The 23,157-nt window shown below is 41.5% G+C and carries 21 protein-coding genes; 16 read left to right on the top strand and 5 right to left on the bottom strand.

The window, feature by feature from the left end; all coding sequences use genetic code 11:
- Positions 1-7: 7 nt before the first annotated feature.
- Positions 8-1,117, bottom strand: coding sequence for a sensor histidine kinase (locus ATK78_RS19450; protein ID WP_166664919.1), 1,110 nt, complete (start codon positions 1,115-1,117; stop codon positions 8-10).
- Positions 1,118-1,354: 237 nt separating this feature from the next.
- Between ATK78_RS19450 and ATK78_RS19455 the strand changes: the two genes are divergently transcribed.
- The 11 genes from ATK78_RS19455 to ATK78_RS19500 all read left to right on the top strand — a co-directional run bounded on the left by ATK78_RS19455 (position 1,355) and on the right by ATK78_RS19500 (position 10,461).
- On the top strand, positions 1,355-2,077 hold the full coding sequence (locus tag ATK78_RS19455) for a dioxygenase family protein (protein ID WP_133577798.1): 723 nt from the start codon (positions 1,355-1,357) through the stop codon (positions 2,075-2,077).
- On the top strand, positions 2,077-2,577 hold the full coding sequence (locus ATK78_RS19460) for a hypothetical protein (protein WP_133577799.1): 501 nt from the start codon (positions 2,077-2,079) through the stop codon (positions 2,575-2,577). The genes ATK78_RS19455 and ATK78_RS19460 overlap by 1 nt, the downstream gene beginning before the upstream one ends.
- The gene (locus tag ATK78_RS19465; RefSeq protein WP_133577800.1) at positions 2,577-3,332 is read left to right on the top strand and encodes a pirin family protein; all 756 of its coding nucleotides are present in this window, start codon (positions 2,577-2,579) and stop codon (positions 3,330-3,332) included. The genes ATK78_RS19460 and ATK78_RS19465 overlap by 1 nt, the downstream gene beginning before the upstream one ends.
- A 45-nt stretch (positions 3,333-3,377) precedes the next feature.
- Entirely contained in the window at positions 3,378-3,980 is a 603-nt protein-coding gene (locus ATK78_RS19470; RefSeq protein WP_133577801.1) for an alpha-ketoglutarate-dependent dioxygenase AlkB family protein, read from the top strand.
- Between the two features lie 98 nt (positions 3,981-4,078).
- The gene (locus tag ATK78_RS19475) at positions 4,079-4,684 is read left to right on the top strand and encodes a TetR/AcrR family transcriptional regulator (protein WP_133577802.1); all 606 of its coding nucleotides are present in this window, start codon (positions 4,079-4,081) and stop codon (positions 4,682-4,684) included.
- 42 nt (positions 4,685-4,726) lie between these two features.
- Positions 4,727-5,158: a DoxX family protein gene (locus ATK78_RS19480; RefSeq protein ID WP_133577803.1), complete on the top strand. Its 432-nt coding sequence runs from the start codon at positions 4,727-4,729 to the stop codon at positions 5,156-5,158.
- Between the two features lie 84 nt (positions 5,159-5,242).
- On the top strand, positions 5,243-5,401 hold the full coding sequence (locus tag ATK78_RS19485; RefSeq protein WP_133577804.1) for an LPXTG cell wall anchor domain-containing protein: 159 nt from the start codon (positions 5,243-5,245) through the stop codon (positions 5,399-5,401).
- 40 nt (positions 5,402-5,441) lie between these two features.
- The gene (locus tag ATK78_RS19490) at positions 5,442-6,041 is read left to right on the top strand and encodes an NDR1/HIN1-like protein (protein WP_133577805.1); all 600 of its coding nucleotides are present in this window, start codon (positions 5,442-5,444) and stop codon (positions 6,039-6,041) included.
- Positions 6,042-6,156: 115 nt separating this feature from the next.
- A complete protein-coding gene (locus ATK78_RS19495; protein WP_133577806.1) occupies positions 6,157-8,595 on the top strand; it encodes a PIG-L family deacetylase in 2,439 nt (812 codons plus the stop codon).
- Between the two features lie 7 nt (positions 8,596-8,602).
- Positions 8,603-8,749 (top strand): hypothetical protein, encoded by a 147-nt coding sequence (locus ATK78_RS22805; protein ID WP_166664920.1) that lies wholly within the window; start codon positions 8,603-8,605, stop codon positions 8,747-8,749.
- On the top strand, positions 8,746-10,461 hold the full coding sequence (locus ATK78_RS19500; protein WP_133577807.1) for a sodium:solute symporter: 1,716 nt from the start codon (positions 8,746-8,748) through the stop codon (positions 10,459-10,461). Before ATK78_RS22805 ends, ATK78_RS19500 begins: the two co-directional genes overlap by 4 nt.
- Before the next feature lie 134 nt (positions 10,462-10,595).
- Here the strand turns inward: ATK78_RS19500 and ATK78_RS19505 are convergent, their stop codons facing one another.
- Positions 10,596-11,444 carry a DUF2911 domain-containing protein gene (locus ATK78_RS19505; protein ID WP_133577808.1) on the bottom strand — a complete coding sequence of 283 codons (849 nt, stop codon included), beginning with the start codon at positions 11,442-11,444 and terminating at the stop codon, positions 10,596-10,598.
- Positions 11,445-11,579: 135 nt separating this feature from the next.
- Between ATK78_RS19505 and ATK78_RS19510 the strand changes: the two genes are divergently transcribed.
- Positions 11,580-14,150 (top strand): M1 family metallopeptidase, encoded by a 2,571-nt coding sequence (locus ATK78_RS19510; RefSeq protein ID WP_133577809.1) that lies wholly within the window; start codon positions 11,580-11,582, stop codon positions 14,148-14,150.
- 8 nt (positions 14,151-14,158) lie between these two features.
- Here ATK78_RS19510 and ATK78_RS19515 read toward each other — a convergent pair whose 3' ends face one another.
- A complete protein-coding gene (locus tag ATK78_RS19515) occupies positions 14,159-14,947 on the bottom strand; it encodes a hypothetical protein (RefSeq protein ID WP_133577810.1) in 789 nt (262 codons plus the stop codon).
- A gap of 151 nt (positions 14,948-15,098) precedes the next feature.
- On the opposite strand from ATK78_RS19515, the gene ATK78_RS19520 reads away from it, so the two are divergent.
- Together ATK78_RS19520 and ATK78_RS19525 are read left to right on the top strand one after the other, a co-directional pair.
- Positions 15,099-15,461 (top strand): BlaI/MecI/CopY family transcriptional regulator, encoded by a 363-nt coding sequence (locus ATK78_RS19520; protein WP_133577811.1) that lies wholly within the window; start codon positions 15,099-15,101, stop codon positions 15,459-15,461.
- A gap of 4 nt (positions 15,462-15,465) precedes the next feature.
- Positions 15,466-16,980: a M56 family metallopeptidase gene (locus tag ATK78_RS19525; protein WP_133577812.1), complete on the top strand. Its 1,515-nt coding sequence runs from the start codon at positions 15,466-15,468 to the stop codon at positions 16,978-16,980.
- Here the strand turns inward: ATK78_RS19525 and ATK78_RS19530 are convergent.
- Together ATK78_RS19530 and ATK78_RS19535 are read right to left on the bottom strand one after the other, a co-directional pair.
- The gene (locus ATK78_RS19530) at positions 16,970-19,642 is read right to left on the bottom strand and encodes a carboxypeptidase-like regulatory domain-containing protein (protein ID WP_133577813.1); all 2,673 of its coding nucleotides are present in this window, start codon (positions 19,640-19,642) and stop codon (positions 16,970-16,972) included. The two genes, ATK78_RS19525 and ATK78_RS19530, sit on opposite strands and share 11 nt — an antisense overlap.
- Positions 19,639-20,577: a GLPGLI family protein gene (locus ATK78_RS19535; protein ID WP_166664921.1), complete on the bottom strand. Its 939-nt coding sequence runs from the start codon at positions 20,575-20,577 to the stop codon at positions 19,639-19,641. Before ATK78_RS19535 ends, ATK78_RS19530 begins: the two co-directional genes overlap by 4 nt.
- Before the next feature lie 218 nt (positions 20,578-20,795).
- Here ATK78_RS19535 and ATK78_RS19540 point away from each other — a divergent pair, with 218 nt between their 5' ends.
- Together ATK78_RS19540 and ATK78_RS19545 are read left to right on the top strand one after the other, a co-directional pair.
- On the top strand, positions 20,796-22,124 hold the full coding sequence (locus tag ATK78_RS19540; RefSeq protein WP_133577815.1) for a cytochrome ubiquinol oxidase subunit I: 1,329 nt from the start codon (positions 20,796-20,798) through the stop codon (positions 22,122-22,124).
- 4 nt (positions 22,125-22,128) lie between these two features.
- Complete coding sequence (locus ATK78_RS19545) at positions 22,129-23,148, top strand: cytochrome d ubiquinol oxidase subunit II (protein WP_133577816.1); 1,020 nt, start codon at positions 22,129-22,131, stop codon at positions 23,146-23,148.
- The last annotated feature ends 9 nt before the right edge of the window (positions 23,149-23,157 follow it).

Raw genomic sequence — 23,157 nt, forward strand, 5'->3', positions numbered from 1 at the left:
GATTTCTTTAAGAATGAAGTATCAATTTAACCGTAAATAACTCCTGCTGTTCATCGATCTTTAAGCTGTATTTTTGAGCATAAAGATGGTCAAGGCGCTGTTTGGTGTTTTTGATTCCCAGTCCTGTACGCTCGTCTCCAGGTGATTTCTGTGTGGTAGGGTCTCTCCGTTCTCCGGGATTTCGCTCCTGTTCGTTCCTGTTTTTAAAGATCCTGTTTTGGGCAAAGAAATTGATCTTATCCGGTTCTATATCAATCGCTATTGTAACTGGTGCTTCTTCATGGTTGCTCAAGCCGTATTTAAATACATTTTCAATGAAAGTCATGAGAATGAGCGGGGAGATCTGGTGACCGTCAGGGTTTCCTGTTGTTGTATAATTTAAAATTACCTTTTTACCTAACCGTAACTTTTGAAGATCTATAAAGTTGCCAATGCAGTCAAGTTCATCTTGCAGGGTTACAAAGTTAGCCTGGGCCTCGTCCGTAACGTAACGCATGATGTTTGATAATTTCATAATGCTGTCAGACGCATCCGGACTTCCGGTGATGGATAAGGTATAAATGTTGTTTAAGGTGTTGTATAAGAAGTGGGGATTGATCTGTGCCTTTAAGAATGACAGTTCAGCATTTGCCCGATCGGCCTCTGCGAGTATCGCACGTTTTTCGGTAAGCTGCCATTCTTTGATAGAGCTTAAGGCAGTTCCAAGTCCAATCACCATCACAAAGCCGCAAAAACTCAGAATATCGAAATGGCGGTTATTTTCGGGTCCGTGGGGTACTGGCCTTCCGTCTTCCTCATGAATTCTGTCCATTCCATCATTCATGTGCTGTTGTTCCATAGGAGGAGGCATGGGTGGCCCCAATCTTTTAGAAGCATTGTTGTGCTGCAGCAATTGGTCAAAAGGCTTTAAGAACATCACAGCAGCCAGTAAGATGAATAGGGATAACGTATATAAGATGTATTTTTTCTTAACGTAAAATTTTGGAAACAGATAATAGGCATTCGTATAAAATATCAGGATATATACCAATGGAAACTGAACATACACCCAGGAAAACTGCAGATTATTGGCATTTGTACTACTGTCCTGGTTCATGAACAGTAAAGGAAAACTCATAAAAAGAATCCAGGCCGCAGTATGAATAATGATTGTGGAAATTTTAGTGCGAACCATACACAAATGAACAGCATTTATCCGTAAAATATAAAATTTCATCGGCGAATCGGTCAAATGTATGGGTGAACAGGCAACTAAAACCCTTTACCGATACAATTGACCTGTTTATCCATATAAGGTCATTAACTACTTTTTGAAATGCATTTTTGTTTTGTACACAGATTAACAAGCAATATCATGGAAAGAAAGAATTTTTTAAGAAGTTTAATGGTTGGCGTAGTCTCTGGTCCGGCGTTGTGGGTAGCCTGTAAAAAAGATTCAGCGGCAGTAAGTACAGAAATCGTATCTAATCCAGGTTCAGGAACCAGCAGCGCTACCTGTGCTGTTGCACCTACAGAAACAGAAGGCCCGTTTCCTACTAAAAGTCCTTCAGGATATGTTAGGAGTGACATTACAGATGGCCGTACCGGTTATAAGCTGACAGCCAAGCTTACCATAGCCAACTCCAATACAAACTGTACAGTGCTTTCAGGTGTACTTGTCGACATTTGGCATTGCGATGCGGAAGGGAATTATTCTGAATATGGAGGGTCAGGAATGCAGTCTACAAATTACCAGTCTGCCCATTTTTTAAGGGGAAGGCAGGTAACAGATGCCAATGGGCTTGTTACATTTACGAGTATCTTTCCGGGATGGTACAGTGGCAGGTCCACTCACATTCATGTGCATGTATACAATGCTGCGGGAACATCACTAAAAGTTACCCAGATCTCTTTTCCGGAAGGCAGCGGATCTGCAGTAAACATCGTAAACGGATACAGCAAAGGGATGTCCGGTTATACACTCAATGCAAATGATAACGTATTTAGTGATGATAAGAATAATTCGGAAATGGCAACTGTAACCGGAAGTATTGCTGCCGGTTTTAATCTTTCCATTAAAATTAATGTTCCTGCATAATGACCAATAGAACCGTTGTTTTTTGCTACCGCAAGATCATTGATATTCATTCGGTCCTGACATGGGAGAAGATGATCTTTGAAGATTCTTACCTGGAGTTTAAAATGCAGTTTCAGTACTTTAATGCAGATCGCCTGTATTATACCTTTGCTGATCTGCATCACCATGTTCCTGCTGCAGATCGCCTGCATTTTTTGATCAGCCCATCAATAGCGGGATATATGCAGCAGTTCAATGAATTAATTCCGGATGTATTGAATACATTGGGAAAACATTTTATGAGTTTTAAGAATTTCAAATTTGAACTCATCAATTCAGATATCCGTTCCATTGAAAAACACCAGGTTGCGGTCAATTTTTATTCTGAACCAATGGCATGGCTGGATTCCATTGGTAATTATTTGCTGCTTTCTGATCCATTGGGCGTTGAAGAACCGAGGCTTACCAATTTATACCAGCTGCAGCCCTTTGTTAATATTCATTCATTAAGATCTGAATAATGGGAGCCTTGGAAAAACGTTCAGAAGACCGCCATAAACCCGCAGAACCACTGCCAGGAAAGATCTTTTTAAATGAACAGCGCGGAATCCTGGAAACCGCCATGTTTAGACGGCTTATGACTTTTAATGAAGGTGATTTTTACGATATAAATAAAGCGTCCTTTAAATCACTGATCCGGTTAAACCAGGAAACGCTGATCCAAAACGGGAAGCTTGATCTCGCAGCTGATGAAGCTGTACATTTAATTGTGCTGCCAATTACCGGCGACTTATATTTTACTGGCAGGGATGATCATTCTTCTGATATCAGTGCTTCAGAAATTAATGTTTCTGAAGCTAAAGTTTGCTGTCTGACTCCCGGGAGCCGGTATTCGATTGCCAATCCCTATGAACTGGAAAATGTAGACTTTCTGCAGATCATGATCAGGGACATCACGGTATCGAAAAATTCTTTCCTGAATCCAATAGCCTTTGATCTGACCGGTAATAGGAACAGGCTTACTGAAGTCTATAAATTGAATAAGCCGGCTGCCTCACACTTTAGTCTTTCTATAGGTCAGTTTGATGGCCGGTCTGAGATCTGCTATCAGCTTCAACAGAAAGGAGCTGCGTTATTTTTATTCGTGATATCCGGAGCATTTGAGATAGAAGGAAGGTTGCTGGAGACCGGAGATGCATTGGCACTTTGGGATCTCGAACAGGCCGAAATCGAAGCCTTAAGTAATTACGCAACGCTGATTGTTCTTGAATTATAGTACCAAATTAAAGTATACATTTGCTGCTGTAATTTTTATTGAGTTATGGAAAAGATCTATGGAGGTCACATCAATCTCCTGACGCATCCGGGAGAAGCATTTTTTCATCCTGAATTTTTTGACAGTGAAGACAGCTATGTGTATTTTGATAAGCTTACTACCGAAATAGAATGGAAGCAGGAGCCAATTAAAATATTTGGTAAAACGGTTCTGCAACCACGTTTTACCTCTTTTTACGGCGATGAAGGCGTTAGCTACAGCTATTCAGGAATAACTATGGAGGCATTGCCATGGACAGATACGTTAATTAAGATCAAGGAAGCGATTGAGACTAAGTTTGAAGCCAAATTTAATGGCTGCCTGCTTAACCATTACCGGGATGGCAAAGACAGCATGGGCTGGCACCGGGATAATGAACGAAACCTGGGCCGGTATCCACTGATTGCCTCAGTCAGCTTTGGTGCATCAAGGATCTTTCAATTCAGAAATTATAAAGATAAACTCCCGATAATATCCATTGAATTAACCCATGGAAGCTTATTGATCATGAAGGCTGAAACCCAGGAACTTTGGGAACACAGATTACCTAAAACCGTTGTAAGCACACAACCCAGAATAAACCTTACGTTTAGACTAATCAAAGATTAATTTTCCATTGTTGTAGTTAAGTCAGAATACACCATCCTGTTTTTTAATTTGATGCCTGCCTGTTATATTTGTTAACACTGTTATTAAATTTAATGAGCATGGGGATTATAGAGCGTAAACAAAGACAAAAAGAAGAATTCAGGGCCAGCATACTGGAGGCTGCCTGGGTACAAGTTCTTAGTGATGGCTGGCAATCTTTGTCAATCCGCAAAATTGCTGATGCCATTGAATACAGTATTCCCGTTATTTACAACCATTTTGAAAATAAAGATGCCATACTCCTCGAATTTACAAAAGAAGGCTTCCAGAAACTCGCAGATACGCTCTTAGAAGTTAAAGGCAGGTATAATAATCCGTCGGAACAATTGGAAGCCATGGCGCATGCCTATTGGGATTTTGCTTTCGATCAAAAAGAATATTACCAGCTTATGTTTGGTTTGGGTATTCCGGCATGCGAAAGGGTAAACCAGATCTCTGAAATGAAATGCATGAGCAATATTATGATCTCAACCATTCAGGAAGCAATTTCTTCTAGTAAAAATCAAAATACTGACTACTTTTTAAAATATCATACTTATCTTTCGATCCTGCATGGTCTGGTTTCTATTCAAATGATCCAAAAAGAAGGTAAGCCTGATCCGGAAAAGAAAATGATCCTGCAAGACGCCATCTCTGGGTTTATAACCGCTCTCGTTAAAAACTAATTTAGAATTTTCAATTTTACTAACTATAACTACAATTAAACGATGAAAAGACTATTCAACACCAATTTTAACCATGAAGGCATTCATTTTATGCTGTTTGTTTTACGGGGCGCACTTGCTATATTCATGGCCATTCATGGCTATCAAAAATTACAGGGACTATTGGCTGGCGGTGAAATACAATTTGGAGATCCTATTGGTATTGGTGTTGTCCCATCTTTTTATTTAACTGTTTTTGCAGAGTTCTTCTGCTCTATATTGCTTTTTCTTGGCCTGGCAACGCGACTGGCACTTATTCCTTTAATCATTACCATGCTGGTAGCAGTGCTGATTGTGCATGCGCCTGATGAATTTGGTAAAAAAGAACTTGGGTTGCATTACCTGGTTGGTTACTTATTCTTAATGGTGTCAGGAGCTGGAAAATATAGCATTGACCACCTGATCAGCGGTAAGTTAAACAGCCGCAGAAGATAACTGCAGTTGACCTTAATGTTTTTAATTTGTTAACATTAAGGTCAATTTTAAAACGTTTGTTTATGTAAATCTAAAATCATAAACATGAATTTGAATTACACAACACTGGCAATTGCAGGAGTTTTAATACTTTTGCTGATCGCCTTTCTTATCTTCAGGAATAAAAAAGATCAAAAAAACTTTGAAAAAGAAAGTAACGAATCTGAAATTAAGCCCGATAAGCATGACGATCCTAAAATTTAACCGGTATATCATTTTTTAAAAATATCCGTTATAGCCTTATATGAAAAAAATACTCCTGGTTTGCCTCACGGCTATCGCGCTATCTGGCTGCGGAATCAATAAACAAGCACAGCAAATTAAAGCGCTTGAAAAATGTACCTATAAGATTACCTCTGCTGAAGAGATCTATCTGGCAGGTACAAACGTTAAGAAGCTGCTTAATGATCAGGAAATTAGTTTGGGTAGTTTGCCCGGACTGGCCCTGGGCTTGTTCCGTAAAGATGTGCCGCTTAAAGCACGCTTAAACCTTGAAGTTAAAAATCCTTCTGGTAATGATGCGGCGATCAATCAGTTTGAATATGAGATACTGATCAATAAACAGGAACTGGCCGAAGGTTTTGTAAACCAAGAGGTAAATGTTGCTGCCGGACAATCAACTACTGTTCCTGTGGATCTGCTGATTAACCTTTATCCTTTTATTTCAAACAGTAAGGTAATGGCAGAGATCACTGATTTTATACAAAGCGGTAAAAGCGGCCCCGAGAAAAAAGGCATCCTGACCCTTAAGATCAAGCCTAGTATTAAGGTGGGTAATTCTTTGGTTAAATACCCGGGTTATATTACGATCGATAAAGAGGTTAGCAGCAAGATCCTTTTATAATAACTTTTCTCCTATAAAAACTGTCGTACTTTTGCAGTATTGTTACGGAATTTTAAATGCGGTATGATCTCCATCATGCCGTTTTTTAATTAATTTCGAAAATTAAGATCACGGTATGAAATTTCGTTTGTATTTGCTGCTTTTTACAGCAGTTCTCCCAATATATAGTAAAGCACAGATCATGCAGCAATTGAATGCCGCAGAGATTAAACAAGGATTGGAGGCTTTACAGGTAACGGGGAGCGTTTTATATATTGCCGCGCATCCTGATGATGAAAATACGCGTCTGCTTGCTTACCTCGCTAAAGAGAAAAAAGTAAGAACAGGTTACCTCTCTTTAACCAGGGGTGATGGCGGACAGAACCTGATCGGTAATGAACAGGCCGAATTGCTGGGCCTGATCCGTACGCAAGAACTTCTTGCTGCCAGACGGACAGATGGTGCCGAGCAATTTTTTACACGGGCAAACGACTTCGGTTTTTCTAAAAACCCGGAAGAGAGCTTTAAGATCTGGGATAAACAAAAGATCCTTGCCGATGCTGTATGGGTAATCCGTAAGTTTCAGCCGGATGTGATCATCACCCGTTTTCCTGAAGATTCCCGCGCCGGGCATGGTCACCATTCCGGTTCTGCAATAATAGCCCGCGAGGCATTTGCAGCAGCAGCAGATCCAAAGCAGTTTCCGGAACAATTGGCTTTTGTTAAGCCATGGCAGGCCAAACGAATTGTTTGGAATACGTTTAACTTTGGAGGTACCAATACCACTTCTGATGATCAGCTGACCATAGATGTTGGACAATATAACGCACTACTTGGAAAAAGCTATGGTGAAATTGCTGCAGAGAGCCGTTCTAACCATAGAAGCCAGGGCTTTGGTTCTGCACGGCAGCGTGGTTCCGGTGTTGAATTCTTTAGTCCGATAGCAGGTATACAAGCTAAATCAGATCTGTTTGAAGGCGTAGATTTTACATTAAACCGAATGCCCGGCAGTTCGGCCATCCAGCAGCAGCTGTCGGCAATTAACCTTGAATACCAGGTTTCTGATCCTTCCAAATCATTACCCAAACTGCTTAAACTTAAACAACTGGTAAGCGGAAAGGCTTTTAAACACGAACAACTGGATGATCTGATCCTTGCCTGTGCAGGTATTTGGTTTGAGATTGCAGCGGTAAATCCAGTCTATGCCATTAATGATCCGGTAAATGTGAGGGTACAGGCAATTTCAAGGATCAAAGAAGGATCGCCTTTCGTCATATCCATTCAGGAAACAAATAGTGCCACTTCTTTTGATTTAAAGCCAAACCGCTTGATGAGCCGTGATGCAACCGTATCTTCTTTAAATGTAGGCATCACACAGCCCTACTGGCTGGAAAAAAAACATCCTGCTGGTTTATATACTGTTGATTCCCTTTCTAAGATCGGATTGGCCGAGATTCCTGTTGGTCTTAACGGCACATTTAAAATTAAGATCGGCGATCAGATCATTGAAAAGAAACGCCCGGTAATCTATAAATATACAGACCAGGTACGGGGCGAAATTTATGAGCCTTTAGTTATTGCTCCGCCCGTAACGGCTACCATGGCCGATAAAGCTTTTGTTTTCAATGGCAATGAGCCTAAAAAAATAACGGTACTGATCAAAGGTTTTAAGGATAATGCCTTGGGTATATTGAAACCTGAGGTGCCGGCGGGATGGAAGGTTAATCCACAGCAGGTTAATTTTGCCCTTGCTAAAAAAGGGGAGGAGCAGGTTTTAGAATTTGTAGTCACTCCTTTCGGAAATACACCAGGCGGCAATCTGTTATTAAACATAGTTGTTGATGGCAAAACCTACCACCAGGGGTTGCGGGTAATTGATTATGAACACATCCCTACCCAAACGCTTTTTCCTTTTGCTGAAGCACGGGTTGATCAGGTTGATCTGAAGTTTGCAGGTAAGCGCATTGGTTATATTGCCGGTGCGGGCGACCTGGTTGCAGAATCGTTGAAGCAGATCGGTTATGAGGTGGTTAACTTAAGCGTGAATGAGGTGATCAATTCTGATCTTTCCGGCTTTAATGCCATCGTTACCGGGGTAAGGCTGTACAACATCAATGACCAGATTAAAAGTATGCAGCCTAAGCTGATGAAATATGTAGAGAATGGCGGTACTTTGCTGGTTCAGTATAATGTGAACTCACCATTGAAAATTGAAAATATCGGCCCTTATCCATTCCGGCTTTCGAGGGACCGTGTAACTGAAGAAGATGCAAAAGTTACTTTTCTTGCCGCCAATGACGCTGCCCTTAATTACCCGAATAAAATAACGGATAAAGATTTTGAAGGTTGGGTACAGGAACGCGGATTGTACTATGTTACAGATGCAGATCCAAAATACGTACCGGTGCTTGGCATGAACGATACTGCTGAGCGTACCCAAAACGGTTCTCTAATTGTTGCGGATTATGGAAAAGGCAGATATGTATATACCGGCCTGTCTTTCTTCAGACAGCTTCCAGCTGGCGTACCTGGTGCTTACCGTTTATTTGTAAACCTGATCTCCGGCAAAAAATAACAGCGATATGGAACAGGATAAGCAGATACCCAGCAAACCGGATCAGGATTTACCTCCATTCGTTAAAACCTGGAAACAATTTTACCGGTTACTGATTGGTTGGCTGATCTTTCTGATCATTGCCTTTTACATCTTTACCGTGTATTTCCAATGAGTGTTATAGATTGGTCGGTTTTAATTCTTACCCTCGTTGTAATTGTGGTTTATGGCATTTACAAGAGCCGTGGTACGCAAAATATCCAGGGTTATTTATTGGGCAATCAATCCTTGCCCTGGTATCATGTATGCCTCTCGGTGATGGCTACACAAGCCAGTGCCATTACTTTCTTGTCTGCTCCGGGCCTGGCCTATTCTTCAGGGATGAGCTTCGTGCAGTTTTACCTCGGACTGCCACTGGCCATGATCGTATTGTGTATCACCTTTGTACCCATATTTCACCGTTTAAAAGTATATACCGCCTATGAGTATCTGGAACAGCGCTTTGATCTTAAGACCAGGGCATTAACTGCATTTCTGTTCTTAATACAAAGGGGCTTATCTACGGGAATAACCATTTACGCCCCATCGATCATCCTGTCTACGATCTTAGATATCAACACCACCTATACCACGTTGTTTATTGGGAGTCTTGTGATCTTTTATACCGTTTATGGAGGTACTAAAGCGGTTTCTTATACCCAGATGCTCCAAATGAGCATTATATTCTGCGGCTTGTTTGCTGCGGGGATCATGGTGGTGCATTTACTTCCGGGTGATATTGGCTTTGGGCGTGCCATCAGCATTGCCGGAAAGATGGGCAGGACCAATGCAATAGATCTTAAGTTTGACCTGGATAATCCCTATACGGTGTGGACGGGTTTAATTGGTGGTTTCTTTTTACAGCTATCTTATTTTGGTACAGACCAAAGCCAGGTAGGCCGTTACTTGTCCGGGGCTTCAGTTAGCCAAAGCAGACTAGGTCTGCTCATGAATGGGCTGGTAAAGATCCCGATGCAATTTCTGATCCTGCTGATCGGTGTACTGGTATTTACTTTTTATCAATACAACAGACCTCCAATATTCTTTAACAGCTTCGAACTAAATAAACTGGAAAACAGTAAATATGGCCCCGAACTGAATAAGATCAAAGCAGATTTTAACCAGGCTTTTGAGGATAAGCAGGTTGTTGTAAATCAAATGAATGCTGCGCTGGATCAGGATGATCAGGTTGCTATAAGCCGTCAGCGGGATGCCTTAAAATTAGCAGATGATAAAGAAAAGGCGATAAAGCTGCAGGTAACAGACCTGATGGAAAAGAACGACAAGCAGGCCAATACCAAAGACAATAATTATATCTTTTTAAGCTTTGTAACCCAGTATTTGCCCAAAGGCTTAGTGGGACTGCTGATTGCAATCATCTTTCTGGCCTCTATGGGATCAACAGCCAGCGCTTTAAACTCTCTGGCTTCTACCACCGTAATAGATATTTATAAGCGCTTGATTAAAAAGGATGCTTCCGACAGCCAGTATTTACGGGCATCCCGGCTGGCAACGGTTTTTTGGGGAGTAGTGTGCATCATTATGGCACTATTTGCGAGTAAGATTGGTAATCTGCTGGAGGCAGTAAATATTCTCGGATCGTATATCTACGGAACTATACTTGGGGTATTCCTGGTTGCATTTTATTTAAGGCATGTAAATGGAAGAGCAGTATTCTATGCCGCTTTGCTGGCTGAACTGGCCGTAATTGTGATTGGCAGGATGGAACTGGTTGCCTATCTGTGGCTAAATGTAATTGGCTGTTTGCTGGTTGTGCTTTTTTCAATTGTATTCCAGACCATGATGCGGGCAAAAAGTAAGCACATCACAACGTCCGTAAAACAATAAGATCTTAAAAGCGAAAAAGCCTAAGATCCATAGGGTCTCAGGCTTTTTCGATATCATTACACTGTAGGTAATTGATGCCTCATCTGTTTTGGTAATGGTTAATCACGCTACATCAGCAGATCAGATTAAACTCCTTATTTTTTAGCTTCTGCCAATAATCCAGTATGCAATCTAACGTACTCCTGGTTTTTAGTTTCGGTAGCTAATTTAAGGCCAGATTCAGAAGTAGCAACTGCACCGGCCTTGTCGCCCATTTTCAATTGGATACGTGCTTTCCATAATTTAATGTAGGTTGCTTTTGGATCAGCTGTTTCAGCTGCACTTGCCCATTCTAAAGCTTTATTGATGTCTTTTCCATTTTCAAAATAATACTGAGCAGCCTGGAAATAAGGTTTTTTATCTCCTTTCATGGCTTCATCAATGCTGGCCATTACTTTAGTGTCTACATCAGTGGTTAAATTCAGGGTAATGCCTGTGTTTTCCCACATTAACTGCAGCTTGGCAGTGGTTGGGTAAACATCAGTAAACTGAATGGTAAAAGTTTCCACCTTTTCTTTCAGCTTAGCTGCTTTAACGGTTACGCGTAAAACATCTTCACTTTCTTTGTATTCGTACGCACCCCATTGTTTTGCACCTTTGTTGATGATTACGGCCCACTCGTCTTTTCCTGGAATGGTAAATAAACCATATTCGCCAGCAGGAAGGTCTTTCCCTTCAATTTTAACAGCCTCTGTAAAGGTGATCATGGTTGCAGAGTTTGCTCCGGTACGCCATACCGTTCCATAAGGTTCAAGGGCACCGAATATTTTACGGCCTTTGGTATTTGGACGGGAGTAGTTTAATGTGATCTTTCCAAGACCGAAGTTTTGGGTGATGGTCTGTGATGTACTAGCCTGGGGCATTTTAACACCTTGTGCCTTAATTTCAGACTGCAGGGTTACAATTAAAGCGATGAGTACCGCCGTTCTTAATAGTGTTTTCATTAGATCTTGTTCGTTTGATGAATAAAGTTTTGTTGATGCTAAATTACAGTATTGATCTGTTAATGTGAATAAAAATCAAATACGCATTTAAAACTTGAAGGATAAATTAGAAAATCATTACTTAAATTAGCCGCTATGGTTCATATTCGTACGGTTCTACCGATTGCTGCTCTTTTCTTTTTTTCATGTTCAGGATTAAAGCATCATACAGATCCGGGGTTGGAGAACGGGGTTTCAAAGACACTGGCAATCTATCGTAAATCAGTTTTAAGTCAGATCAATTATGCCCTGCAACTCGATATTCCAGGAGAAAGAAAGTCGGCAATAGGGGCTAAAGAAACCGTTACCTTCCAGTTATCGGCTAATAAATACCCGCTTCAGTTAGATTTTAGAGAAGACGCCCGCAAGATTACTGCGCTGTCTGTAAATAACGAAATCATTGCCGTACACCACGATCAGGAACACCTGATCATTGACCAGAAATATTTGAGGGTGGGTGAAAATAGAATAAAGATGGATTTTCAGGCAGGAGAAGGTGCTTTAAACCGCAATGCTGATTATTTATATACGCTGTTTGTTCCGGACCGCGCCAGAACCGTATTTCCGTGTTTTGATCAACCAGATCTAAAGGCTACGTATACGCTAAGCCTTAAAATTCCGGCCGATTGGAAAGCGGTTGCGAATGCTGCTTTGGAAGATTCTGTGCTGCTAAATGGCCGTAAAACCTATCGCTTTAAAGAGTCAGATACCATAAGTACCTATTTATTTGCCTTTGCTGCAGGTAAGTTCGATTTGGCAACAGGAAATACAGGCGGCATGACTGCTGATTTTTTATACCGGGAAACCGATACTGCAAAAATTAAAAGCAGTGTAAAGGAAGTTTTTACCATTCATGATTCATCTTTAAAATACCTGGAGCACTGGACTGGGATTGCTTTCCCTTTTCAGAAGTTTGGATTCGTTGCTATACCCGATTTTCAGTTTGGCGGTATGGAGCATCCCGGAGCAATCCAGTATAAGTCGGCCTCGTTATTTCTGGATGGTGGTGCCACTAAAGACCAGATCAATGCACGGAGTAATTTAATTGCTCATGAGACGGCACACATGTGGTTTGGCGACCTGGTAACTATGAACTGGTTTACTGATGTGTGGATGAAAGAGGTTTTTGCGAATTTTATGGCAGATAAAAGCATGGAGCAGGCAACGGGAAAAGAAGTGTTTGACCTCAAGTTTTTAGTAGACCATTTTACTGCGGCATACGGTATTGACCGGAGCAGGGGCGCTAACCCCATTCGTCAGGATTTGAGCAATCTTAAAGATGCCGGAACCATGTATGGAAACATCATTTACCATAAGGCCCCTGTAATGATGCGGCAGCTGGAACGCTTAATGGGTAAGGATAAGTTTCAGGAAGGCGTTCGGGAATACCTCAGGAAATTTGCAAACGGAAATGCTTCATGGCCAGACCTGATCGCCATTCTGGATAAGTATGCAGATGCAGATCTTCAGCAATGGAATAAGGTGTGGGTAAATGAAAGCGGCCGGCCTGTGGTGTCTTATACCATGGAGCAGCAAAACAATATCATCACGCGCTTTAATATTAAGCAGGCCCCTGAATATGGCGCCGCAAGGATCTGGCCCCAGTTGTTTGAGGTTACCTTTTATTATAAAGGATCTCAAAAGGAGCTTACTGTAAACCTGACCAGTGCAGGCATGGACCTGAAAGAAGCTGAAGGTATGGATGTTCCGCTTTTTGTCTTGTTTAACTCATCCGGACAGGGATATGGTGTATGGCCGCTGGATAAAAATATGTTTGCTGATCTGTATACCATTGATAAACCTTTAAACCGTGCGTCTGCCTATATTTCATTGTATGAAAATATGCTGAATGGCAGATCGGTAAAGCCAAAAGAATTATTGGATCTTTTTGTTGGCGGGTTACAAAAAGAGAAAGAAGAGCTAAACCTAAAACTGATCACCAATTATATCAGTACCATCTATTGGGAGTTTATTTTTGCTGCTGATCGAAATGAATTAACCGCTGCTCTTGAAACTGCTTTGTGGCAAGCCATGCTGCTGCAAAGTGAGCCTAATCATAAAAAATTGCTTTTCAAGACCTATCAGGATGTATTTTTAACTAAATCTGCAAGAGACAATGTGTATGAGGTGTGGAAGGACCAAAAGGCTCCTGCGGGTTTAAAACTTACAGAGGACGATTATACTTCCATGGCTTTTTCACTGGCACTTCGGGATGATGCTGATGCTTCTATCCTTGCGCAGCAATTGAAACGGATCACAAATGCAGACCGGAGAAAAAGGTTTGAATTCATGATGCCGGCTGTTTCTTCATCAGTTGCAGAAAGAGACAGTTTCTTTAAAAGCCTGGAACTTAAAGCAAACCGGGAAAAGGAGGCAAACGTAGCTTCGGCCTTGTATTACCTCCATCATCCGTTAAGACAGGCAACCTCCATAAAATACCTTGGAAAAAGCCTGGATCTGCTAAATGAAATTCAAACAACAGGTGATATATTCTTTCCTCAAAACTGGCTGCAATCAACATTTGGTTATTATCAAAGTCCGGAAGCTGTACAGATCGTTACAGCGTTCTTAAAGAAGAATCCGGATTACAACCCGAAGTTAACCGCTAAGATCCTGCAGACTACTGACAACCTTTTTAGAGCGGAACAGTTGTTAAAAAAGAATTAATGCATGGCTTACTTATAGCTTATTTTAAAAGTCTGGCTATTATTCTTACTGTTAAGGGTCATTTCTGAAGGATAATCATCGATGTCATAGGTATAGGTGATGGCCTGGTTATCCAGGGCCAGGTTTGCATTTGTAGTACTCAGCCTGTTATTGATGCCAAAATAAAAGAACGGATAGTCCATCTCCAGAAAAAGCAATTGCGCAAAGGGTACATTTTTAAAAATGCCCTTCCTGGTATCATAGCTGTATTGTAAAGAGCGAACGTAGCCCGAAGGTTCTATGATGCTGAGGGAGGATACATTCCCAGAAATCAGGTAGGAATTAACCCTTTCCATCAATACCTTATTTGGGTTAACCTGTTGATTAATGATGCGGACCAGCTGGCGCTGTAGATTGTATTCTAACGTATACAGTCCAAATGGGGTATAGACAATTCCTGATTTAGAATTCTGTGTAGCCTTGGTGATCAGACCGTCGGTTATCCAAAAATCAGTGAAATTGATCAGTACCTCATGCTTATACGTTTCAATCTTAACAGGGATCTGGCCTTTATAACTGATGGAATAGCTTGTTCCATCCGAACAGCTTACTCCCGTTAAGCGGGTTTGATCTTCTGCATATATTAAATCGACCACTAAGCCTGCCGAAGCCATTTGAACAGGTACATGCAGTTTGCTGACGGGATCGGGTGCCGGAGGTGTTTCTTTTTCAGCAGTTACAATGGTTTTCCTGCAGCTGCCGGCTAAAAATAGCTGGCTGATCATCAATAGGCAGAGTTGGGTTTTGAATATTTTCATGTCTGTTCTTTTTAGTGTTTGTAACCTTATCCATTCTTTTTTTAATAAACCAACTCTGGTGTTAAATATTTAAAATTCAATTTTTTACATCATGTTTAAACCGGGTTGTTTTTTAAACGTGATGTTCGTATATTTACGATGAAATCGTATTATGGAAAAGTTAACAATACAGGAAGAAGAAGCCATGCAGGCTGTTTGGCAGTTTGGTGCAGGATTTATTAAAGACTTTATGGAGTTACTTCATGAGCCGAAACCCCCATATACCACGCTGGCATCAACCATTAAAAATCTGGAACGAAAAGGGTTTTTGAAAAGCGAGAAGTTTGCAAATGCGTTTCGCTATAGCGCAAAGGTTAAGGAAAGTGATTATAAGAAGCGCTTTATGAGCGGCTTTGTGAATGATTATTTCCAGAACTCCTACAAAGAACTGGTTGCTTTTTTTGCCAAAGAGAATAAGATAAGTGCGGATGAATTAAAAGAGATTATTAATCTGATCGAGAATCCTAAAAATTAATACCATGCCTGAGTTTTTTATTTTTCTGCTGAAAGTAAATGCGGCCCTGATCCTGTTTTGCCTTGCGTATTATCTGATCCTTCGCAGGCTCACCTTTTACACGTTAAACCGGTTCTTTCTGCTTGCCGGTATTATCTTTTCTTCTGTATATCCTTTTGTAGATCCATCAGTTCTTTTTGCTGAACATAGCCAGCTTATAGAGCCGATTACCACTGTAGTACCTGTGGTTATGGCCAAAGCGGTATCGGCATTCAATTACTGGTTACTGATCAAGGTCGTTTTCTGGACTGGCGTGGCCTTTATGGCTATCCGTACGGGTGTACGCTTTTACTCACTTTATAAAGTTCATGCTCAATCTGTACCTGGCAGTATCAGTGAATACCCGGTAAGGTTGCTGGATGGGGATGTAAATACATTCTCGTTCTGGAAAAATATCTATTTAAATCCAACCCTGCATAACCCTTCAGAGATCGATGCGGTACTGGAACATGAGCATGTGCATGTAAAACAATTACATACCCTTGATATTCTGCTTGCAGAACTGACAACGGTGTGCTATTGGTTCAATCCAGGTGTATGGTACATGCGGAAAGCCGTAAAGGAAAATGTAGAGTTCATTACAGACCAAAAAATTCTGCAAAAAGGGGTAGACCGCAAAGCCTATCAGTACAGTATGCTGCATACCGCTGTGGTTGCCCAGCCTTCTGTGTTGATGAATAATTTTAACATCACGGGTATAAAAAGGCGTATCATTATGATGAACAGCAGACGTTCTTCCAAAGTACAACTGGTTAGGTACCTGTTCCTGCTTCCTGTATTATTGGTGTTAACCACTGCCTTTACCTTGTTTAAAACAGAGATTAAAAGCAGCCAGGTGTATCAGAAGACGCTGGAAACTGCATCCTATTTACTACCTGCAGAACCGAAGGATTCTGTTATTGTCACTCCGGTAAAAGTAAAGCCAGTTCGCCTAAAACGTGCAGCATCTCCTAAAAAGCTAAGTGCAGAACTGACCTTAAGGGTATCCGAAAGCGATCATTCAGCAGAAAATGAAGAACTCGTTGTGATAGGACGTTCTATGCCGAAAATTGAGAAGCCGTCTTCGGACGAGCGTGTTTTTGTGATTGCGGAAAGCCCTTCAGGTGACACCATTAACGTACGCAAACGGATCCACGTGGTTGCCAGGATGAACATGGAGCGCAATTCTTTCTCCGCAGATCCTGAACCTGCAGACGTTTCTAATACCATTAAGGGCGTCGGTGCCATCAAAGGTGATTTGAAAGAGATCACGGTAGTCGGCAAGCCTTCAAAATCCAAACAGACACAAATTTTGCATTTAAATTATTCCACCAAAACGGGGATGAGCGGGGCCAAAATGTATATCGATGACCAGGAAGCTTCGCCAGATCAGGTTAAGGGTTTGGTTACTTCAGAGATTGCGGGCATCAACGTAAATAAGGATGATGCGGACCCTGCAAAAAGCAGCATCCGCATCTATACCAAAAACTTTAAAAATTAAAAGTGGCTTTCAGCATCGCTATCCTTCCGGGAATTTCATAAGTTCCGGATGTAAACGCATTGCTCGACAGGTATACTGCTCTGTATGTTTTAATATTGGCCAGGTTGGTTACGCCCAGTTCAAGGTCTGTCCTGATCTTATTGAACTTGTACCTGGCAGACAGATCAGAGAAGAGATAACTCAGGCTGTTTTGTCCGGATTGGCTGGTATACAGGTGCTCTCCGGTTAAATTTACAAAGACATTATTGAGCATTGTTACGGAAAGCTCAACCTGTTGGTTAATCTGATCATAACGCGTAACCGCCCGGTTATTTGCAGAAGTTTTAGAGTTAATCTGATTGTAATTGATGGAGTAATTGAAATTGATGTTGTTGTTGATCTTGGTTTGAATGCCGCTCTTAAATCCGTTGTTCGTATTCTTATAAGGGAGCAGTTCTCCATTTTGAATCTGATTGGCTGTATTTTCTGACCAGCTCAACCCCGCACTGATGGTCGTTTTAAGGGAGAACAGGTACTTACTGATGCTTCCGGAAAGGCCGTAAGATTCAATATCGTTTTCAAATGGCAGCACAATCCGTTGCTGCAGGTTATCGGTGATGACACTGGATGAAATGGTGTTCAGGTTAACCTGGCTATAATTGGCCTGAAGACTAAAAAAGAACATCGTAATGGCTTTCTTATAGTTGAAGCTTAGGTTGGCACCATTGGTTTTCTTTTCTGAAAGCGGCGCATCATTTGCGAACAAACTTCGGTAATTTCTTAAGATGCCACCTCTGTAGATGTCATCCATTGTACCCAGCTCGTTTCTTTTATTGTAAGAAAGCTGAACATAGTTTTCTATTCCCGTTTGGTATTTAAAACTCAGACCGGGGTTTAAATAAAACCGTTCTAATGTTTGATCCAGTGCATATCCCGGATCCTGATAATTGATATTTTGATAAGTAGCTGGTAATTTTACCGTGGCCTGGATCTTCTCATCAATACTCTTAAACTCATATATACCCTCAACATAAAGATTTGAACGGTTCCAGTCCAGGTCATTTACTGCATTGGTTGTAGCGGGGCTTGATGTGTTATTTGCCTGAACTGCATTTAAAGTTGTGATCAATTGTTTGGACTGTAAACTAAAGCCGGTCTTGTAAGTTTGAACAAGCGTTGATGAGGCGTGTTTCAGCGAAAAATAATTGTTGGTATAATAGGAGGGTGCCTTTGAATTTTGCGTTAACCTGGCGTAAGGTTCGCCATTATTAAATTGCGGTTCATTAAGGCCGGGTGTGATCGATAGCTGCTCTGGTAAGTTGGCGTAGTTTAAATAGGAATAGATATAATAGATCTTCCCTGACTTTAAAGTATTCATATAACTCAGCTCATTAGAAACGTCAAACATCTTTTGATTGAGTTGCTGACCAAGGGGAGCGTTGTTCGTGATTAGTCCTACCTGATAATTAACAGGGTTATAATCAACCATAAACGTGTTGTTTAGATAAGACTTATCCCTGTTTACATTTAAATTGGCTTGTGCATGAAACAAATCCGGCCTGGACGTATTGTTCTGGTTTTCACTATAACTGACATCACCGGTAGGTAAATAGATCTCTGTATACTTATTGTAATCCCTCTGTTGCCGGTCTTTCATGTAATAGATGTTTGTCTTCAGTTGAACTTCTTTTCGCAAGTTAAAAAGGTTGTTGACATTGATCAGACCCGCCCTGTTAAAAAGGTACCGGTTCTGGGGAAGGTCTGGTACGCCCGCTGCACCGCTGGAGAGCATCGCGTTTGGTTTACTCCCATCAAGTCTTTTCAAATAATCAGACATATTGTGTGATATAAGGTCCTGAGCTGGATCTTTCCCGGTGTTGTTGGCTTTAATGTAGTTGATGCCCTTATATCGTTTGTTAAACATCATTCCGTTTGCACTTTCATCAAAATGGGATGGTAGGCCCGCACCAAGGCTGGCTTGTCCGATGAGCTTAAGTTTGGCTTCATCTTTAATGGTAATGTTTAGCGCCACATCGTCACTATTGGATTTCCCTCTGAGCATTTTTATGGGCTGGTCATTTTCAATTACCTGTACTTTATCTACCGCTTCTTTGGGAATAGTTCGGGTTGCGATATTGTACTTATCGTCGAGCAGGTTATCGCCGTCAATATAGAAATTAGAGATCCCTTTTCCATTGTAAGATATTTTTCCGTTTGCTGCAACTTCTATTCCAGGCATCTTTTTCAATACATCACCCAATACACGGTCTTGTTTATTGCTGAAGTCAGAAAGCTGATAACTCAAAGTATCGCCATTAAGCTTCAACTTTGGCCGGTTATTGATGACCACGGTAGGTAAATCAATTGCCGCATCCGTGAGGGTAAAGTTATAGGTCTTTTGCAGTTCCGAAAAGGGGAGTACTTCCCGTTTATATCCCAGGCTGCTCACCTCCAGGGTTAGTGCGGCCGTATTTGCCGGTACCTTTAATGTAAAAGTACCTTTGTCATTGCTGCGGGAATATGCAGCGATCTTGCCGTCGCTGCTTTTCAAGGTAACAGTAGCGGAGGCGACCGGTTTATTCTTCGCGTCTTTAACTGATCCGCTTACTTCTGTCTGTGCAGATGATTCCAAATAGAACAATACGAATACAAGGCTAATGAGCAGTTTGATCATGATTTTCATTTCCTTTCAGGTAATTCTATAGGGTTATTCAGTACGGTTACTTTCTTGTTTGGATCGGCAGGCGGAAGATTGGATCTTTGAACAGATTTGACCATCGTGCCGGAACCTGCGAATGATGAATTGATAAATCCTGAAGGGTCTTTTTTCATGGCCTCACTTAATTTATCGTATTCTTTTTGGGTGGCTTTAATGCCGTCTTTAGGGAGGGTGATGGTTTGGGATTTCAGCATGTCGCTGCTGCCAATGCCGCCAAGTTTGATGATGTTGCCGCCAATCTGTTTTTCATCGGTCTCCACAGGAGCAGCATTTTTAACTTCCTCAAATCCCTCGAACTTAAATATAACTTCCTTTTTGGTATCGTAAGCCTCAACAATAAGTCCTGGCAAACCATTCAGCTTCCATGGACCGGCCTGAAAAGGGAGGTCTTGGGAAAACCACGCAATGTAGTCCCTGCCTTTAAAGTGTGCGGTTGCTTTTTGGCAGTTTAAACCCGAGATGGTAGAAGTTTCATTGCTGATGTTCCAGTCTATTGCAGGAAGTGGTTCTTCAATCAGGTAGTTGTTGACCAGCCTCAACTTGGTTATTAACTTTTTCTCTTCTGCAAACTGAAAGATCTCCTGCGCGTTTACCTTTCTTTCTCCGGTTTTATTGATGTTGATGCTCATCTTTCCAGGTGCGGAATTTTTGATCTGCTCCTCAATTTGTTTTTTCATCTTTTCATCTTGTAAAACTTTCTCCAGGCTTAAGTAAACACTGGCATTGCGGCCAAGCAGCAATACCATTTGTTCGGTGTAGGATGTGTCCCGCTGATTGGTGTCCTGAATGTGTGTAAATGTATAAGTTGCCTTGGCCCTTAGCGTATCTGCTTTTTGAGCATAAGCATTAACCATAGCCAGTAAGGCGATGCAGGCCGTTATTAAAATACTCTTTTTCATGTGCTGATTCATTTTTTGTAGCATTGTTATAAGGTGTTTAAGTTTGATTATTTACGATGATATTGTAAACATACGAAATATTCGTAATAGTATGAATTGTTCGTAAATATTTTACGAACAGGTGTTATTAAATCGGTTTAAAAAGGGCTGATCCTGCAGATTAACATGTACTTTTGGGTTTTCGTATTTCTTATGCTCAACGTTTATTCTATTTTATTATGGACGATTTCTTAGCTGCCAGGCTCCAGATGGCTTTTTCTCTGGGCTTTCATATTGTGTTTGCGTGTATTGGTATGGTGATGCCCTTTTTTATGTCGGTAGCTCACTTTTACTGGTTAAAAACCAGGAAGGCAGTTTATAAGGATGTAACTAAGGCCTGGAGTAAGGGAGTGGCTATATTTTTTGCCACGGGCGCGGTTTCGGGAACTGTTCTTTCATTTGAGCTGGGGCTTTTATGGCCAAAGTTTATGGAACATGCGGGTCCGATATTTGGGATGCCCTTTTCGTTAGAAGGGACGGCCTTCTTTATTGAGGCGATTGCGCTGGGTTTTTATTTATACGGATGGAATAAGGTCAATGCCTGGTTTCACTGGTTTACCGGTGTTGTAGTTGGCATCAGCGGATTACTGTCCGGCATATTGGTTGTTGCCGCAAATTCATGGATGAACAGTCCGTCGGGTTTTGATTATATCGATGGAAAATATCTGAACGTAGACCCCATTAAAGCCATGTTTAACGATGCCTGGTTTTCTCAGGCGCTGCATATGTCTGTTGCCGCATTTGTGTCTACCGGTTTTGCCGTAGCCGGGGTACATGCGCTGATGATCTTGCGTGGCCGGAATGTGATCTTTCACAGCAAGGCGTTTAAAATAGCAGCTATATTTGGTACAGTTGCAGCTTGTCTGCAGCCTTTAAGCGGTGACATTTCTGCAAAAGATGTAGCGCAGCGGCAGCCAGCCAAACTTGCTGCGATGGAGGCCCACTTTCATACGGAGAAGAATGCGCCTTTAATTATTGGCGGAATACCCGACACGTTAAACAAGAAAGTAGATTATGCGATTAAGCTGCCCGGAGTTTTGAGTTTTATGGCCACAGGCGATTTTAACGGAGAAGTAAAAGGCCTGGACCAGATCCCTAAAAAAGATCAGCCGCCCGTTGCAGTTACCCATTATGCGTTTCAAATTATGGTGGGTTTGGGCATGGCGATGGTATTGATTGCACTGCTGTATTTTATCGCACTTTGGAAAAAAAGGAGTTGGTTGGGCAGTAAGTGGCTGTTGAAGTTATTTATATTGGCCACGCCGCTTGGGTTCATTGCACTCGAAGCAGGGTGGACGGTTACTGAAGTTGGCCGTCAGCCATGGATCATTCATGGCGTAATGCGTACTGCAGATGCCGTTACCCCCATGCCGGGCATTGCCTATTCTTTTTACCTGTTTACCGGTGTTTACATTTCACTGGCCATTATTGTGAGTTTGTTGTTATACCGCCAAATCACCATGGTTGGCAAATTGTACGATTCATCTTCAGATCACCCTAAAAATTAAGATTATGATCTATGTAGTTATTGTTTTCCTGTGGACATCCATCTTACTGTATATTCTGCTTGGAGGTGCTGATTTTGGTGCAGGGATCATTGAGTTATTTACTTCCGAGCAAAACCGTTCAAAAACACGGAAAACGATGTACGAGGCTATTGGGCCGATCTGGGAAGCAAACCACATGTGGCTGATCATTGCGATTGTGATCCTGTTTGTTGGTTTCCCAAAGATCTATACAACAATTTCAGTTTATCTGCATATTCCACTGGTCTGCATGCTGCTCGGTATCATTGCCCGTGGAACTGCATTTGTATTTAGAAATTACGATGCGGTAAAAGACGATATGCAGAAGCTGTATACGCCAATTTTTGTGTACTCCAGTCTGATCACGCCTTTTTTTCTGGGCATTATTGCCGCAAGTTCCGTATCGGGGCAGATTGATGTACAGGCTCCCGACTTTTTATCCGCTTACGTTTTTAGCTGGCTAAACTGGTTTTCAGTTACTGTTGGAATCTTTACGGTAAGTATCTGCGGTTACCTGGCTACTATTTTTATCATCGGTCAGGCAGATAATGAAGAGAGTAAGGCACACTTTATCCGCAAGGCAAAACGGACTGTGCTGGTGGTTATGGCCAGTGGAGCCCTGGTTTTTATTGCTGCATATTTTGAACACATCCCATTAACAAACTGGATCTTTGGTGGCTGGCCCGGAATAACGGCTATTGTTGCGGCAAGTATCTCTTTGATTGTGCTGTTTTACATGTTATATAGAAACAGGCCAATCTTACTTAGGCTATTGGCCGGGTTCCAGGTAACCATGATCTTGTTTGCGGCAACCTACACGCATTTTCCAAATATCGTGTTATTAAAAAATGGCCCTAATTTATCACTACTACTACATCAGGGACAAACGAAGACCATTGATACCCTTGGTTATGCCTTATTGACCGGTAGTCTTTTTATCTTGCCAGCCCTATTTTATCTGATTTATATTTTTCAGCAAAAAGGGTCTGAGACTGATGATCATTAGATATAAATA

The sequence above is a fragment of the Pedobacter metabolipauper genome, assembly GCF_004362715.1.
GTDB classification, from domain to species: domain Bacteria; phylum Bacteroidota; class Bacteroidia; order Sphingobacteriales; family Sphingobacteriaceae; genus Pedobacter; species Pedobacter metabolipauper.